12 protein-coding genes are annotated in these 14,350 nt (G+C 70.1%); 9 read left to right on the top strand and 3 right to left on the bottom strand.

Annotated features, from left to right (window positions below; all coding sequences use genetic code 11):
• The first annotated feature begins 815 nt into the window (after positions 1-815).
• From HPY32_RS38610 to HPY32_RS38585, 6 genes are all read left to right on the top strand, one after another.
• Positions 816-2,831, top strand: a complete 2,016-nt coding sequence (locus HPY32_RS38610; protein ID WP_231951638.1) for a putative type IV secretion/conjugal transfer ATPase — start codon at positions 816-818, stop codon at positions 2,829-2,831.
• Positions 2,831-3,136, top strand: a complete 306-nt coding sequence (locus tag HPY32_RS38605) for a transposase (protein ID WP_216676801.1) — start codon at positions 2,831-2,833, stop codon at positions 3,134-3,136. The genes HPY32_RS38610 and HPY32_RS38605 overlap by 1 nt, the downstream gene beginning before the upstream one ends.
• A 67-nt stretch (positions 3,137-3,203) precedes the next feature.
• Complete coding sequence (locus HPY32_RS38600; protein WP_067588120.1) at positions 3,204-4,895, top strand: M23 family metallopeptidase; 1,692 nt, start codon at positions 3,204-3,206, stop codon at positions 4,893-4,895.
• A gap of 77 nt (positions 4,896-4,972) precedes the next feature.
• Entirely contained in the window at positions 4,973-5,527 is a 555-nt protein-coding gene (locus tag HPY32_RS38595) for a hypothetical protein (RefSeq protein ID WP_231951639.1), read from the top strand.
• Positions 5,528-5,566: 39 nt separating this feature from the next.
• Positions 5,567-7,390 carry a type IV secretory system conjugative DNA transfer family protein gene (locus HPY32_RS38590; protein ID WP_067588122.1) on the top strand — a complete coding sequence of 608 codons (1,824 nt, stop codon included), beginning with the start codon at positions 5,567-5,569 and terminating at the stop codon, positions 7,388-7,390.
• Complete coding sequence (locus tag HPY32_RS38585; RefSeq protein ID WP_231951640.1) at positions 7,387-7,788, top strand: DUF4913 domain-containing protein; 402 nt, start codon at positions 7,387-7,389, stop codon at positions 7,786-7,788. The genes HPY32_RS38590 and HPY32_RS38585 overlap by 4 nt, the downstream gene beginning before the upstream one ends.
• Before the next feature lie 512 nt (positions 7,789-8,300).
• On the opposite strand, the gene HPY32_RS38580 is transcribed toward HPY32_RS38585, so the two are convergent.
• Positions 8,301-8,795, bottom strand: coding sequence for a hypothetical protein (locus HPY32_RS38580; RefSeq protein ID WP_228785828.1), 495 nt, complete (start codon positions 8,793-8,795; stop codon positions 8,301-8,303).
• Between the two features lie 459 nt (positions 8,796-9,254).
• Positions 9,255-10,121 (bottom strand): peptidylprolyl isomerase, encoded by an 867-nt coding sequence (locus HPY32_RS38575; protein WP_067588126.1) that lies wholly within the window; start codon positions 10,119-10,121, stop codon positions 9,255-9,257.
• A gap of 163 nt (positions 10,122-10,284) precedes the next feature.
• Between HPY32_RS38575 and hisS the strand changes: the two genes are divergently transcribed.
• The 3 genes from hisS (at position 10,285) to HPY32_RS38560 (ending at position 13,427) form a co-directional block, all read left to right on the top strand.
• Positions 10,285-11,562, top strand: a complete 1,278-nt coding sequence (gene hisS, locus HPY32_RS38570; protein ID WP_067595814.1) for a histidine--tRNA ligase — start codon at positions 10,285-10,287, stop codon at positions 11,560-11,562.
• Positions 11,563-11,658: 96 nt separating this feature from the next.
• Entirely contained in the window at positions 11,659-12,303 is a 645-nt protein-coding gene (locus HPY32_RS38565) for a hypothetical protein (protein WP_082871372.1), read from the top strand.
• Positions 12,304-12,419: 116 nt separating this feature from the next.
• Positions 12,420-13,427: a malate dehydrogenase gene (locus HPY32_RS38560; protein WP_067588128.1), complete on the top strand. Its 1,008-nt coding sequence runs from the start codon at positions 12,420-12,422 to the stop codon at positions 13,425-13,427.
• A 10-nt stretch (positions 13,428-13,437) separates the two neighbouring features.
• On the opposite strand, the gene HPY32_RS38555 is transcribed toward HPY32_RS38560, so the two are convergent.
• The gene (locus tag HPY32_RS38555; protein ID WP_067588130.1) at positions 13,438-14,307 is read right to left on the bottom strand and encodes a TIGR03619 family F420-dependent LLM class oxidoreductase; all 870 of its coding nucleotides are present in this window, start codon (positions 14,305-14,307) and stop codon (positions 13,438-13,440) included.
• Between the last annotated feature and the right edge of the window lie 43 nt (positions 14,308-14,350).

The following is a 14,350-nucleotide window of genomic DNA, read 5'->3' as shown; positions in this document are numbered from 1 at the left end:
CGGCGAGTTCGGCCGGTGATGTTCGGGCGGAGGCTCGTTCGGGTCGGTCCGCAACGCGTTCGACCCGCGACCGGGTCGGAGAGCGTCCGGCTCGTGGTCAGGGCGGGGACGGCCCGTCTCGTGGCCAGGGCGGGGACAGGCCGTCTCGTGGTCAGGGCGAGGACGGCCCGACTCGTGATCAGGCCGAGGCGCGTCCGATTCGTGGCCAGGGTGAGGAGCGTTCAGCCTCTGGTCCGGTCGGGGAGCGTCCGATGCGTGGTCCGGAGCCCTCGATACCTGGGCAGACTGAAAGTCGTCCGAATCGTGGTGGGGCAGTAGAGCATTCGGCGGACGGCCGGGTTGAGGTGTCTTCGGCTCGTGATGGGGTGGCCGAGTCGTCGGTGAGCGGTCGGGCTGACGGGCGGCCGGATCGTGGTGGGGCAGAGGGGAGTTCGGCTGAGGGTGTGGCGCGTTCGGGCGATGGTCGGTATTCGGCGCGCGGTGGGGGTGTGCGTTCGTCCGGTGAGCAGGTCGACCAGCGGGCGAGGAGTGGGAAGCGGCGGGTTATCCGTCGGGGGGAGGAGTTGGCTGCCGGTGAGGGTGTGGCCGATGGTGAGCCCGGGAAGCGGGGGCGGGGTGGACGTGCGGGCGATGCAGGGCGGTCCGGCGCTGGGGATTCCGGTGACCGGGCGGGGCGGCCCGGGCTCGAAGGGGAGCCGGGTGCGGTGGGGCCGCGCGACGGGCGCGGACAGGCCGAGGGCCGGGGGCATGGTGAATCCCGGTCCGGCGGTGAGCGATTGCGGGCCGACGAAGCGGCCGGAACTGGAGATGCGGCCATGGGGGATTTGGATGAACGTCCGCGCCGTCGGGCCAGGCGGCCCGAGGCGCCCGAGCCGGAATTAGGTGCGGGACACGATAATTCGAGTCGGCGGCGGCGCGCCGCACCGGAAACGCCGGAGCGGCAACGGGTCCGGCAGCCCGGCAACGCCGACACCACACGTGCTCGGGTCCAGGCCCAGCGCGGCGATGGGGGACGGCGCTCCCGACGCAACGTCTCGGATCTCGCACCGCGCGAACGCATTCCGGGGGGCGAACGCCACGGCTCCGGACGTCCGGACCGCAAGCGCGGGTCCTCGGCGCGCGGCACCGCCCGCAAGAAGCAGAAGCAGGGCCCGCCGCTGCTCGACGACGTCACCCGGGCACGCTACGAGGCCATCGCCCGCGAGCGTTCCGGCCTGCGCGCGGCCTGGGCGGCCTTCCGCATCCGCACCGACGATCTGCGCCGCGCCAATGCCGCGGCCCGCGTCGAGGCGGTCGTGGAGGACGGATTCGACCGCGAGACACTGCCGCTCACCGATCGCGGCTACGCGGGCGCGGGCGGCGGGCGGATGAACGTGGTCGGCCGCCCGGTCGAATACCGTGCCACCACCGCGCAGGTCGCGGGCCTGTGGCCGTGGTCGGTCGGCGCGGGCGCGCCGCTCATCGGCACCCCGCTCGGCTCGCACCTGCACACCGGCGCGCCGGTCTGCTTCGACCCGATGAACTGGTTCATGCGCGGCAGCTTCATCACCGCGCCGAGCCTGTTCGTGCTGGGGCTCAACGGTTTCGGTAAATCCTCGCTGGTGCGGCGGATCGTGCTGGGCGGCATCGCCCAGGGCATCACCCCGCTCATCCTCGCCGACGTCAAACCCGACTACCGCAAGATGGTGGAGCTGGTCGGCGGTCAGGTCATCGACCTGGGTTACGGCCACGGCAAACTGAACCCGCTCGCCGCCGGTGTGCTCGGCACGATCGTGCCCCGGCTCGATCAGGTGCCCGCCCTGCAGATCCAGGTCACCCAGGAACTGCGGGCCCGCCAGGTCACCCTGATCGCCGGTCTGATCGAACTGGTGCGCGGCGCCCGGGTGCGCGACTACGAGGAGACGCTGATCTCCACCGCGCTGCGCATCCTCTACACCGAGGGCGGCTACACCCCCGACTGCCCGCCGATCATGGAGAACCTGCTGGAAGTGATCGTCGGGGGCGGCGAGCAACTGATGCTCGACGCCGGCGCCGACGCGCTCGAGGAATACCACGAGGCGACCAAGGGCCTGCGCCGCTCGCTGCGCGCGCTGACCCAGGGCCCGTTCGGCGCGGTGTTCAACGGCCAGACCAGCACCCCGATCGACACCTCCGCGGTCGCGGTCTGCATCGACGTCTCCCATATTCCCAACGGGGACAAGAAGCTCAAGGCCGCGGTCATGCTGGCCTGCTGGGCCGACGGCTTCGCCTCCGTCGAGGCCGCGCACGTGCTCGCCGACGCGGAACTGGGCCCGCAGCGCTACTTCCAGGTGGTCATGGACGAGCTGTGGCAGGTGCTCGGCCTCGGCGACTTCATGGTCGACCGGGTGGACGAGCTGACCCGTCTGCAGCGCGGCCTGGCCACCTCGCTGATCATGATCAGCCACACCATCAAGGACCTGCAGTCGCTGGGCACGGAGGCCGCCATCGCCAAGGCGCTCGGCTTCCTGGAACGCGCCCGCGCGAAGATCTTCGGCGCGCTGCCGCCGGAGGAGATCAAGCGGCTCGACACGACGATCCCGTTCACCGCCGCCGAGGAGGAGATGGTGACCGGATGGTCCGCGCCGCAGGCCCTCACGGGCGAGGCGCTCAAACCCGGACAGGCCCGGCCACCCGCACCGGGCACCGGCAAGTTCCTGCTCAAGATCGGTGAGGATCGCCGCCCCGGCATCCCGTTCCACATGGAATTCACCATCTCGGAGAAGGAAAGCGGAATTCACGAAACCAACCAGCGTTTCAGCGAGTTCACCGAATCCACCGCCCGGCGCGGTGACGAGGGGAGTGCCGCGTGATGCCGCACCGGTCGTATCGAAGAGTCTCGCCCGAGGTGCGACGGGCAGCTGTGGAACAGGTCATGGCGTTGACCGGGAAGTTACGCAGCGAATCGGAGGCGTGCCGGGTGGTGGCCGAACAGATCGGCGTGCACACCAACTCGGTGCGCAACTGGGTCCGCGCCGCCGAGGGCCCCAGCCTCGAGCGCATGGACGCCGTCGCCCTGCGCCGCAAGGTGGCGGTGCTGCAGCAGCAGCTGGCCGCCGCCGCCGAGATGAACCGCACCCTGGTCGAAACCCTGAACGAGACCAAACGAGCCACATGACCGCAGTCCCCGATCCCGCGACCGAATCACCGTGCCCGGCAGGGGTTCTCACCGGGGCGAGGATGCGGTGAACCCGAAGGCCGTGGCGTGGGGGGCACTGGCGGGCGTGATCGGACTGGTCACCCTGGTGTTGGTGATCGTGCTGCCGTCCTCCGAGGACCAGTGCGCCGATCAGCCGACCGCGCCGAGCTCCGTCGCCCCGCCCAGCGAGACACCGTCGGCCGATCCGCGGGCCGCGCAATCGTCGTCCGGCGCGACGAACACACCGGTGCAGGCCCAGGGCTCGACGAGCCCGACGAATCAGCCTGCGGCGCTGGTGAATCCGTCCACCTCCGGTGCCCCCTCGCTGGTGTCGGGCGTCGCCCCGATCCGGCGCACCTGGCCGCTGCCGCCGAACAGCTTCACCATCTCCGACCCCTTCGGCGCCCGGGGCGGCACCCATCTGGGCGTGGACCTGGCCGCCCCCGACGGCACCCCGATCTTCTCCGTCGCCGATGGCATGGTCGTCGCGGCGGGCCCGGCCTCCGGCTTCGGCAACTGGATCGTGATCGATTCCGTGGACGTCAACGGCCGCCCGTTCTCCGCGGTGTACGGCCACGAGTGGGCCAGCGGGTTGCGGGTGCACGTCGGGCAGACCGTGCGCGCCGGGCAGCCGATCGGCGCGGTCGGCTCGGCGGGCGAATCCTCCGGGCCGCACCTGCATTTCGAGATCGTGCCCGGCGGCCGCTTCACCGGCGGCCACCAGATCGACCCGCTGCCCTGGCTGGACGGCGCGGCGACCCCGAATGCCGGTGGGGCGTGGCCGTTCTCGCTCAACCCGAACTGCAGCCTCGGCTTCGGCACCGCCGGTGGCGCGCTCGCCGACGGCAAGGTCCCGCCGGAACTGGAGGTCTGGTACCGCCGGGCCGGTTCGCTGTGCCCGGAGATCACCCCCTCGGTGCTGGCCGCCCAGGGCCGCCAGGAGTCCGGCTTCCGGCGCGGGCTGACCTCGCCCGCGGGCGCGCAGGGCCTGGCCCAGTTCCTGCCCGGCACAGCACAGTCCATCGATCCCGACGACGGCAAGCCGTACCTGATCGACGCGTCCGGCAACGGCAGCCCCAGCCTCTGGGACGACGGCGACGCGATCATCGCGCAGGGCCGCTACATGTGCTCGCTGGCGCATCGGATCGAGGGCTGGATCGGCGAGGGCAAGGTGCACGGTGACGTCGTCCCGCTCGCCCTGGCCGCCTACAACGCGGGCGAGGGCGCGGTGCTGGCCTCGGGCGGCATGCCCAACCAGGTGGCCGCGCACTTCTCCGAAACCCGGCCCTACGTCGCCAATATCCTGGCGATGGAACCGCAGTACCGCGCGCCCGGCTCGCTGGGCCGGTTCCAGCCGGACGGACAGTCGGGCGGGGCGCAGATCGTGGAGGCCGCCCGGCAGTGGCTCGGCACCCCGTACGTGTGGGGCGGCGGCGGGCCGCAGGGACCGACCGGTGGCGGACTGGACGGTCCGGGCCTCACCTCGGCGGCGGTGTTCGCGGCGTCCGGAGGGGCGATCACCCTGCCGCGCACCGCCGAACAGCAGTGGGAATCCGGCGCGGAGGTGCCCGTGAACCGGGCGCGGCCGGGCGATCTGGTCTTCTTCCGATTCGGCCTGCGCGGCCCGTCGGACGTGGGCGTCTATCTCGGCAACGGCCGGATGATCCGGGCCGACGACGCGTCCGGCGTCGGCGAGGCCCCGATCCCCGGCGACGGGCGGCTGCGGAGGGTGCTGTGACGCAACGACAGCGAATCGGACACGCCGTCGGGCGATCCGCGCGGAAGGTGCCGAACGGTCGGCCCGGACGGATAGCCTTGAGGTCAACGGCGAAACGCGCGAATGTGGTGGTGATGCTGGTGATGGGCGTCGCGATGCTGGCGAGTGCGTGTAGCGGCGGGAGCGGCACGGACCGGGACGCCGTGCACCCGCCGACCACCACCGTGCGCCAGCTGGAGGCGGTGCCCGCGCCCGACCCGTCCACCCCCGACGGCGTGGCGGTGGCGGCGCTGAAGGAGATCTTCACCTGGTACCCCGCCACCGAATCGCCGGGCGCCTCGCTGGCGCGGGCGCGGAAATGGCTGGGCCCCAGCCTGGTTCGCACGGTGGACAGCCCGCCCACCGGCGTCGAGACGCCGAACCCGTCGCTGCAGTGGTCGGAGTGGGGCCGGGCGGGCGCGAAGATCGAGGCGTTCGCGTTCGCGTCCGGGGAGAAGGCGCCCGCCGCCGACCCGGACCATCAGCAGTTCAAAATCGGTATCGAGCAGACGGTCGTCCATGCCGACGGCCGGCGCGAACCGCTCGCACCCACGACGGTCATCGCGACCGTCGTGCGCACCCCGGACGGCTGGTTGCTGGACGGATTCCGTTGAGCGGCAACACACGTATACGGTGACCTCAGGAGGCTCGAGATGGCGAAGAAGGTGAGGGATCCGGCCGATCCCGGCCCCGATCTCACCCTGTATCTGATCTACATCGGCTTCGGGCTGGTCGGAACCCTCTGGGTGGCATTGCATCTGGGCAACCAGCTGGCCGTGACCAAGCAGCGGATTCCGATCAACCCGATCGCGATCGTGGTGGGCCTGGTCCGCGGCCAGCTGCAGTGGCCGCGCGCGTCCACGGTGATCGTGCTGCTCGTGGTGGCGGCCGGGGTCGTGTTCCTGTACATGCGGCGGGAGCTGCACAAGCGCGCCGGTAAGGGCCGCCTCGCCGTCGACGACAAGGCGCAGTACATGGGCAGCGGCAGCGCCATCGCCGCGCTCACCGAGGCCGGTGCCCGGGAGAAGGCCGAACAGCTCGGCGTGCGACTGGGTTTCGACGATCCGCCCGGTGTGCCGATCGGCATGTCGGTGGCCGACGACGTCATGCTCTACGGCTCCTACGAGGATCTGCACCTGGACATCTGGGGCCCGCGCCAGGGCAAGTCGACCTCCCGGGTGATCCCGGCGATCCTGTCGGCCATCGGCCCGGTGCTGGCCACCTCCAACAAGCGCGACGTGGTCGACGCGACCCGAGACGTGCGCGAGGCCAAGGGATCTCGCACCTACGTCTTCGACCCGCAGAGCGTCGCGGGCGAGCCGCCGACCTGGTACTGGGATCCGCTGGCCTGGGTCAACGCCCGGCAGGAGGGCTGTGAGATGCGGGCGGCGCGGCTGGCCGGGCACTTCGCCGACAGCGACAACGGCTCCGACGCCAAGGGCGACTCGTTCTTCGATCCGGAGGCCGAGGACCTGCTGGCCGGGTTGTTCCTGGCCGCCGCCGTGGGCGGGCGGCCGATCGTGCAGGTGTGGGACTGGGTGACCAATCCGCAGGACACCGAGCCGATCGAGCTGCTGCGCGGCGCGCAACACCACTACACCGCGTCCGGCCTGTCGTCGCAGTACAACACCGACCCGCGCACGCTGAGCGGCATCTTCGGCACCGCCAAGAAGATGATCCGCTGCCTGAAGCTGGGCAATGTGCATCCGTGGGTCACCCCGGGCAGCGACCGCCGCGAATTCGACGAGCTGGACTTCATCGAGCACAACGGCACCCTGTACTGCCTGTCGCTGGAGGGCCGCGGTTCGGCCGCCCCGCTGGTGAGCGCCCTGACCGAGGCGGTGATCGATGTGGCCATGCGCAAGGCGTCGCAGTCGCACGGCGGCCGCCTGGACATCCCGCTGCTGGCCGTGCTGGACGAGGCCGCCAACGTGGTGCGCTGGAAGGATCTGCCCAAGCAGTACAGCCACTTCGGCTCGCGCGGCATCGTCGTCATGACCGTGCTGCAGTCCTGGGCGCAGGGCGCGCGCTGCTGGGGCGAGGACGGCATGGAGGCGCTGTGGTCTGCCGCCAATGTGAAGGTGCTGGGCAGCGGCATCGACGACACGAAGTTCCTCGCCGAGCGCTCCGAGGCCATCGGCGACTACGACGCGGTCTCCTCGTCGGTCTCGGAATCCAAGGGCGGCAAGAGCTATTCGCGGTCGCTGGGCTCCTCGCGGACGTTCAACGTGCACGCGCTGGTCACGCTGCCGCGCGGCCGGGTCATCGTGTTCACCTCGGGTGTGCCCGCGGTGCTGGTACGCACGGTGCCGTGGTGGGAGGGCGAGTACGCTGACGCGGTGCGCCGCTCGATCGAACGCCACGATCCGCAGCGCAGGACGCAGATGAGTGACCTCGTCGACGAGCGCACCAGACTGACCGACGACTCCACTCCGCCACAAACATACGGGCAGCCCGAGGAGGTTCGGCCGCTGTGAACGACCAGCAGCAAGACATGATCTACTCGAACGTGGTCGAGTTCGTGGAGAACTATCTGAGCCTCGTCTACCGGCGGCAGGTCACCGATCTCACCGATACCGTGTGGTGCCCGGAGTGGTGGAAGCACGCGGAGGCGGCGATGCGCCTCGAAGCACTGTGGCGCGCATGGGAATATCTACGCCAAGACCCCAAAACGGGCATGAGCGTATGGTTTCTCGACCACGCCGACCCACACATGACGCGCCTGTTCGACCCGAAGGGCCCGTTCAAGTACTGCAGCGTCCGCAACGGCCACAAGGACATGCTCAGCCCCCTCCCCCTGAAGTCCCCCCAGCAGGGCCTGTTCGGCGACCCGACCGGTGACCCCGCCGTGGACTTCCAGTTCCCGGACCGCTGACGCCGACGGAGAGCGTGCCGTATCCCATCCTGTGATGGCGACCGCCAAAAACTGCCATTACGGTCGCTTTCGGCCGCCTCGTCTCGGCAGTTCTTGTCCCCGCCATTCCGGGAAGACTTTGTCCCGCCGACTTTGTCAAGCCTTGTCCCACTATTCGGACAGGGTTTGGCCGGTTATCCCGGGACGGTTTGTTCCGTCGGCCCGGCGCAGCTTGGCAAATTATCCCAGCATGACTTGCCTTGTCGCCCAGGCAACCTTTGACCCGCCGCTTCGGGGACAACTTGTTTCCTCACCCTGGGAATGACTTGCTCCGCCGGTCGAGGGGGAACAGTTCACCGCTTCGGCAGGTATTGGGCCACGTTTCGGCAGGATTGGTTCATCATTCCGGCAGGGATCGATCCGTCACTTCGGCAGGGACCGACGGTCGTTCCGGCGGGGGTCCCGGCCGGTTGTTCCGTTGTCCCGGAGGGGTGCCGGTTGTTCCGTTGTCCCGGAGGGTTTTCGGGCCGGGGTCAGCGGACGCGGGAGAGGCCGCGGGCGTCGATTTCCCGGGCGCGGGTGACCCGGGGGGCCTCCTCGGGGCGGGTGCGGACGGCCTCCTGCGGGGGCTGCGCCTGGCTGACCTCCATGAGCATGCGGACCGCCGCCAGTTCGGGGGCGATGCCGATGCGTGCGAGGTGGGCGGCGAGGGCGGTGCGGCGCTCGACGGAGTCGTAGCGCGACAGCGTCTTGGATGCCTGGGCCGCCTGGGCGGCGCTGCGAGCGGCGCTCGCCTGCGCGGCGAAGCGGTCCTTCTCCAGCGAAACGCCCTTCTCCAGTGGGGGTTTCTCGAGCATCCGGGCCAGTTCGAGGTTTCGCGGATCCTTGGCCTTGGACTCGCGCGCCTCGCGCAGGACGAGTTCCTTGGCCTCTTTCATGCGCGCCTCGGTGACTTTGACGCGGGCCTCGGCTTCCTTCTGGCCGCGTTCCCGGGTGCGCAGCGCGACGAGCGTCGCAAGCTGCAACATTTGCCTCATCAATGCCGCTGTCTCGCGGCCGATGTCGTCGAGTTCCTCGGCCATTGCCTGCTCCCCGATGCTGCAGAGATCACTATGGATGATTGTGGTGCTTCGTCACGGACGCCGCCACAGGAACGGTGGTTCCCGCCACGATGCCCCGCCTGCAAAACCTGGACACCGGGAGCACTGAGGTGCGAATACCACCCGGTCGGGGCCGTACTCCGCCACTTTTGTACTCCGTCTTACGAGATTACCAGCGGTAAAGCAGGTAAACCTTACCGGCGTCATGCATCAACAGCATATAACGTGCATTTCCGGCAGGCAGCCGTTCGCGCCGGATCTTCTTCACCCTAAGGATGCCCTAACCGGAGGTCCTGTGGCCAGAGCGACACGGCCCGCCACCGCCGGGCGGTGGCGGGCCGAGAGTCACGGGGGCCCAGCCGATTTTGGACCGGCGCCCGATTGGACTCAGGCCAGCTTCACCGAATCGAAGGTGACCGGCAGCTTCGGCTTGCCGCCGCCGGGGCCCTGATCCATCGAGCCGTCGTCGCCCGCGGCCGCGATCTTGTCGAGGGTCTGCAGCCCGGCGTCGTCGACCGTGCCGAAGATGGTGTACTGCGGCGGCAGCTGGGAGTCGCCGTACATCAGGAAGAACTGGCTGCCATTGGTGTTCGGGCCGCTGTTGGCCATGGCCACCACGCCGCGCTTGTAGAGCACGGGTAGCTGGGCGTTCGGATCACCCTGTGCGTACTGGTCGGTCGGGTACTCGTTGTCGAAAGCGTATCCGGGACCGCCGGTTCCGGTGCCGGTCGGATCGCCGCACTGCAGCATCTTCAGGCCCTTGGTGCTGAGCCGGTGGCACGGCGCCTTGTCGTAGAAGCCCTGCTGCACCAGATTCACGAAACTGTTGACCGTGCACGGGGACTCGCCCGCGTTCAGCGTGATCCCGATGGGCCCCTGACTGGTCTGGATCTGGACGGTCTTCGAATCGTGGGTGGAGACCTCGCCGTTGGCCGGGGGATTGACCTCCTTGGCGGCCTTCCCGCCCGGCTTGTAGGTGCAGTTGACGGTCGCGGCCAGCGCCTTGGGCGCGGGCGGCGGGGCGGCCTGCGGTGTCGTCTGTGAGGCGTCCGAGGACTGGGAGGCGGTGTTCTTGGTGTCGTCGCCCTTGGTGAGGTAGTAGATGCCGACCCCGGCCGCGACCGCCACGACCACGCCGAGCACGGACCCGGCGATGGTGAGCTGCTTGCGCCTGCGCGCGCGCTCGGCCTGGCGTTCCAGTCGTCGCTCCAGCTTGCGTTTGGCCGCCGCTCGCCGCTGTTCGTTGCTCGGCACTCCCAAGTCCTCCCGTGTGCTGTGTCCTGTTTCCGCGAGCACGTCGGTGACATGCCCCCGGCCTCGGCCTAAGAGTGTGCCATCACTTCCTGAGTAGTTTCGGTGAAGGCGCGACCGCAACCGGTTGGACTTGCCGCCGGGGGGTTTGAAAGACTGGACGATCGTGACCAAGACCAGCAGCTTCACCGCCCCCAAGGGCATCCCGGATTACGTGCCGCCGGCGTCGGCGGAGTTCGTCGCCGTGCGCGACGCGCTCGTGCGTTCCGCCCGTTCGGCCGGGTACGGGCATGTGGAGCTGCCGATCTTCGAGGACACCGCCCTGTTCGCCCGCGGCGTCGGCGAGTCGACCGACGTGGTGAGCAAGGAGATGTACACCTTCGCCGACCGCGGCGACCGCAGCGTCACGCTGCGCCCCGAGGGCACCGCCGGGGTCATGCGCGCGGTGATCGAGCACGGCCTCGACCGCGGTCAACTGCCGGTCAAGCTGTACTACGCGGGCCCGTTCTTCCGCTACGAGCGGCCGCAGGCCGGGCGCTACCGGCAGTTGCAGCAGGTGGGCGTGGAGGCGGTCGGCGTCGACGATCCGGCGCTGGACGCCGAGGTCGTCGCCATCGCCGACGCCGGGTTCCGCTCGGTCGGGCTGACGGGCTTCCGGCTGGAGATCACCTCGCTCGGCGACGACACCTGCCGCCCGCAGTACCGGGAGCTGCTGCAGGAGTTCCTGTTCCAGTTGCCCCTGGACGAGGAGACCCGCCGCCGCGCCGAGCTCAACCCGCTGCGGGTGCTCGACGACAAGCGGCCCGAGGTGCGGGAGCTGACCGTCGGCGCGCCGCTCATGATCGACCACCTGTCCGAATCGGCCAAGGCGCACTTCGAGCAGGTGCTCGGTCACCTGGACGCGCTGGGCGTGCCGTACACGGTGAACCCGCGCATGGTCCGCGGCCTGGACTACTACACCAAGACCACCTTCGAATTCGTGCACGACGGCCTGGGCGCGCAGTCGGGCATCGGCGGCGGCGGCCGCTACGACGGGCTGATGGCGCAGCTGGGCGGGCAGCCGCTGTCGGGCATCGGCTTCGGCCTCGGCGTGGACCGCACCGTGCTGGCGCTGCAGGCCGAGGGCAAGACCGCGGGCGATCCGGCCCGCGTGGACGTGTTCGGGGTGCCGCTAGGCGACGCCGCCAAGCAGCGCCTGGTGGTGCTGGCCGCGCAGCTGCGGGCCGCGGGCATCCGGGTCGACCTCGCCTACGGCGGCCGCGGCGTGAAGGGCGCGATGAAGGCCGCCGACCGCTCCGGCGCGAAATACGCACTGGTACTGGGCGATCGGGACCTCGCCGAGGGGGAGATCGGCCTGAAGGATCTGGCCGGTGGCGAGCAGCGCCAGATTCCGATCGATACGGCCGTCGCCGCCGTGTCGGCCGCCCTGGCCCAGGATCGGTAGTACCGTCACGGTGGTGTCGGCTGCCGTGCGGCGCACCGTGATTCGGGTGCCGGACGGCGAGGTCCGGCGCGGAGGCACCCCGACGGATGTGGACCCGTGACTGAGCAACCGAATCCCGAACGGCCGCAACCGGTCGGCCTGGACCTGATCGCCCCCGAGGTGTACGCCCCGATGCTGCGGCGGCTCACCCTCGGCGCCGTCGCGGTGGGCATCGTCGCCGGACTGCTGCTGGCGCTGCTGGTGAGCTGGCCGGTGGCGGTGGTGGCCGGTATCGCGCTCGGCGCGCCCACCGCGCTGTACGCGCTGTCGGTGCAGCGGCGGCGGATGTGGCTGGCGGGCACCGTGATTCGGGCCCGCACGCTGACCGGGCGGCACGAACTCGACGTCGCCGACGCCACCGGGGCGGAGATCCTGGTGTATCCGAACCGGCTCAGCCGGGTGGTGCTGCGCATTACCGCGGGTCGCGGCATCCGGCTGGTGCCGCTGGCCATGTACACCGACTCCGGCAGCGGCCGCGAGCTGCACGTGCTGGGGCTGCGGAAACTGGCCGACGCGCTGGCCGCCAGCAAACTCGCTGCGGCGCTGGCGGTTTCGGATCTGCTGGTGGCGCAGCTGCGCGCGGAGGCGCGCGACGCGGTGCTGGAGGAGCGACCGCTGTATCGGGCCGTGCAGCTGGTGCGGGCCCAGGACATCGTGCAGCCGGTGGTGCTGGGCGACGCCGATATCGCCGGGCTCGGGTGAAAGATACTGCCGGTCAACGGCTTCGGCGGCCGGTGTCTACTTGCTCACGCTCGGTTCTTCGGGACGGTGCGGCTCGTTAGGGTTGGGGGAGAGGTCCTCGATCGCTAGGAGTTGTGATGAGCAGTGCCGCTCGGACGCCCGTGACCGTCACCGTGACCGGTGGCGCCGGGCAGATCGCCTACGGGTTGCTGTTCCGCATCGCCTCCGGCGCGATGCTCGGCCCGGACACGCCGGTCCGGTTGCGGCTGCTCGAGATTCCGGCCGCGGTCGGCGCGCTCGAGGGCGTGGCGATGGAGCTCGAGGACGGCGCCTTCCCGCTGCTGTCGTCCATCGACATCAGCGACGATCCCTGGGTCGGCTTCGACGGCGCGAATATCGCGGTACTGGTCGGCGCGCGGCCGCGCACGACGGGCATGGAACGGTCGGACCTGCTGGCCGCCAACGGGCCCATCTTCACCGATCAGGGCGCGGCCATCAACGCCAGCGCCGCCGAGGACGTAAAGGTGCTGGTGGTCGGCAATCCCGCCAATACCAACGCCTTCATCGCCATGAGCAACGCCCCCGACGTGCCCGCCGCCCGATTCACCGCGCTGACCCGGCTCGACCACAATCGGGCCATCGCCCAGCTGGCTGCCAAGACCGGCGCCCCGGCCGCGGCCATCGCCCGGGTGAGCATCTGGGGTAACCACTCCGCGACCCAGTACCCGGACATCACCCACGCCACCATTGCCGGGCGGCCCGCGCCGATGGTCGTCGGCGACCCGGAATGGGTGCGGGCACAGTTCATTCCGACCGTGCAGCAGCGCGGCACCGCCATCATCGCGGCCCGCGGCGCGTCCTCGGCCGCCAGCGCGGCCAGCGCCGCCATCGACCACATCCGCGACTGGGTGCTGGGCACGCCGGCCGGGGACTGGGTGTCGATGGCGGTGCCCTCGGACGGGTCCTACGGCGTGCCGGAGGGGCTGATCAGCTCGTTCCCGGTGACCTGCGCCGACGGCGAGTACACCGTGGTGCCGGGCCTCGCGATCGACGAATTCTCCCGGGAGCGGATCGATCTCAGCGTCGCCGAGCTGCGGTCCGAGCGCGACGCCGTCATCGATCTGGGCTTCGCCAAGCGCCGCTGACCGCCGCCTCTCACACCTTGGCGATGACCGATTCCGCGTAGCGCTCCAGGTGGGCGATCTTGTCCGCCAGCGGCTCGGTGTCCGGTCCGGTCACGTACGGATAGCGGAAGCCGACGATCACGTCGGTGATGCCCCGGTCCTCCAGCCGCTTGACGCCGTCCGGCGTGTAGGCGTCCAGGGAGGCGACATGAATCTCGAACGGGCCGGAATCGTCGCGCTCGGAACGCAATTCGGCGATTCGGGCGAGCATGCGGTCCAGTTCGGCCGGATCGCCGCCCGCGTGCATCCAGCCGTCGCACAGCCGCACGGCGCGGCGCAGGGCGGCGTCGCTGTGCCCGCCGACCAGGATCGGCAGCGGCGCGGTCGGGGCGGGGGTGAGCTTGATCCGCGGGATGTCGTAGAACTCGCCGTGGAACTCGAAATAGTCACCGCCGCACAGCCCCCGGACGATCTGGATGCATTCGTCCATCCGCTTACCGCGCCGGTCGAACGAGACGCCCATGATCTCGAAGTCCTCCGGCCACGGGCTGATTCCGACGCCCAGGGCGAAACGGTTGCCGCTCAGCGCCGCCAGCGAACTCGCCTGCTTGGCGACCAGCACCGGCGGGCGGATCGGCAGCTTGATCACGAACGGGGTGAAGCGCAGCGTGGTGGTGGCCGCCGCCAGCGCGGCCGACAGCACGAACGCCTCGATGAACGGCTTGCCGTCCAGGAACTCCCGGTTGCCGTCGGGCGTGTACGGGTACTTCGAGTCCGATTCCGCCGGGTAGGCGATGCTGTCCGGCACCGTCATGCCGTGGAAACCGGCGGCCTCCGCGGCCCGGGCCAGCGGGATGTAGTACGCCGGATCGGTCATCGCCTCCGCGTAGGTGAAGCGCATCGGACCATCCTCTCGGGAGTGCGAAAATTAGAACAGATTCTAG

It is taken from the genome of Nocardia terpenica, assembly GCF_013186535.1.
In the GTDB taxonomy this organism is placed as follows: domain Bacteria; phylum Actinomycetota; class Actinomycetes; order Mycobacteriales; family Mycobacteriaceae; genus Nocardia; species Nocardia terpenica.
The sequence above is the reverse complement of the archived record's forward strand: the minus strand, read 5'-3'. Positions and strand labels throughout refer to the sequence as shown.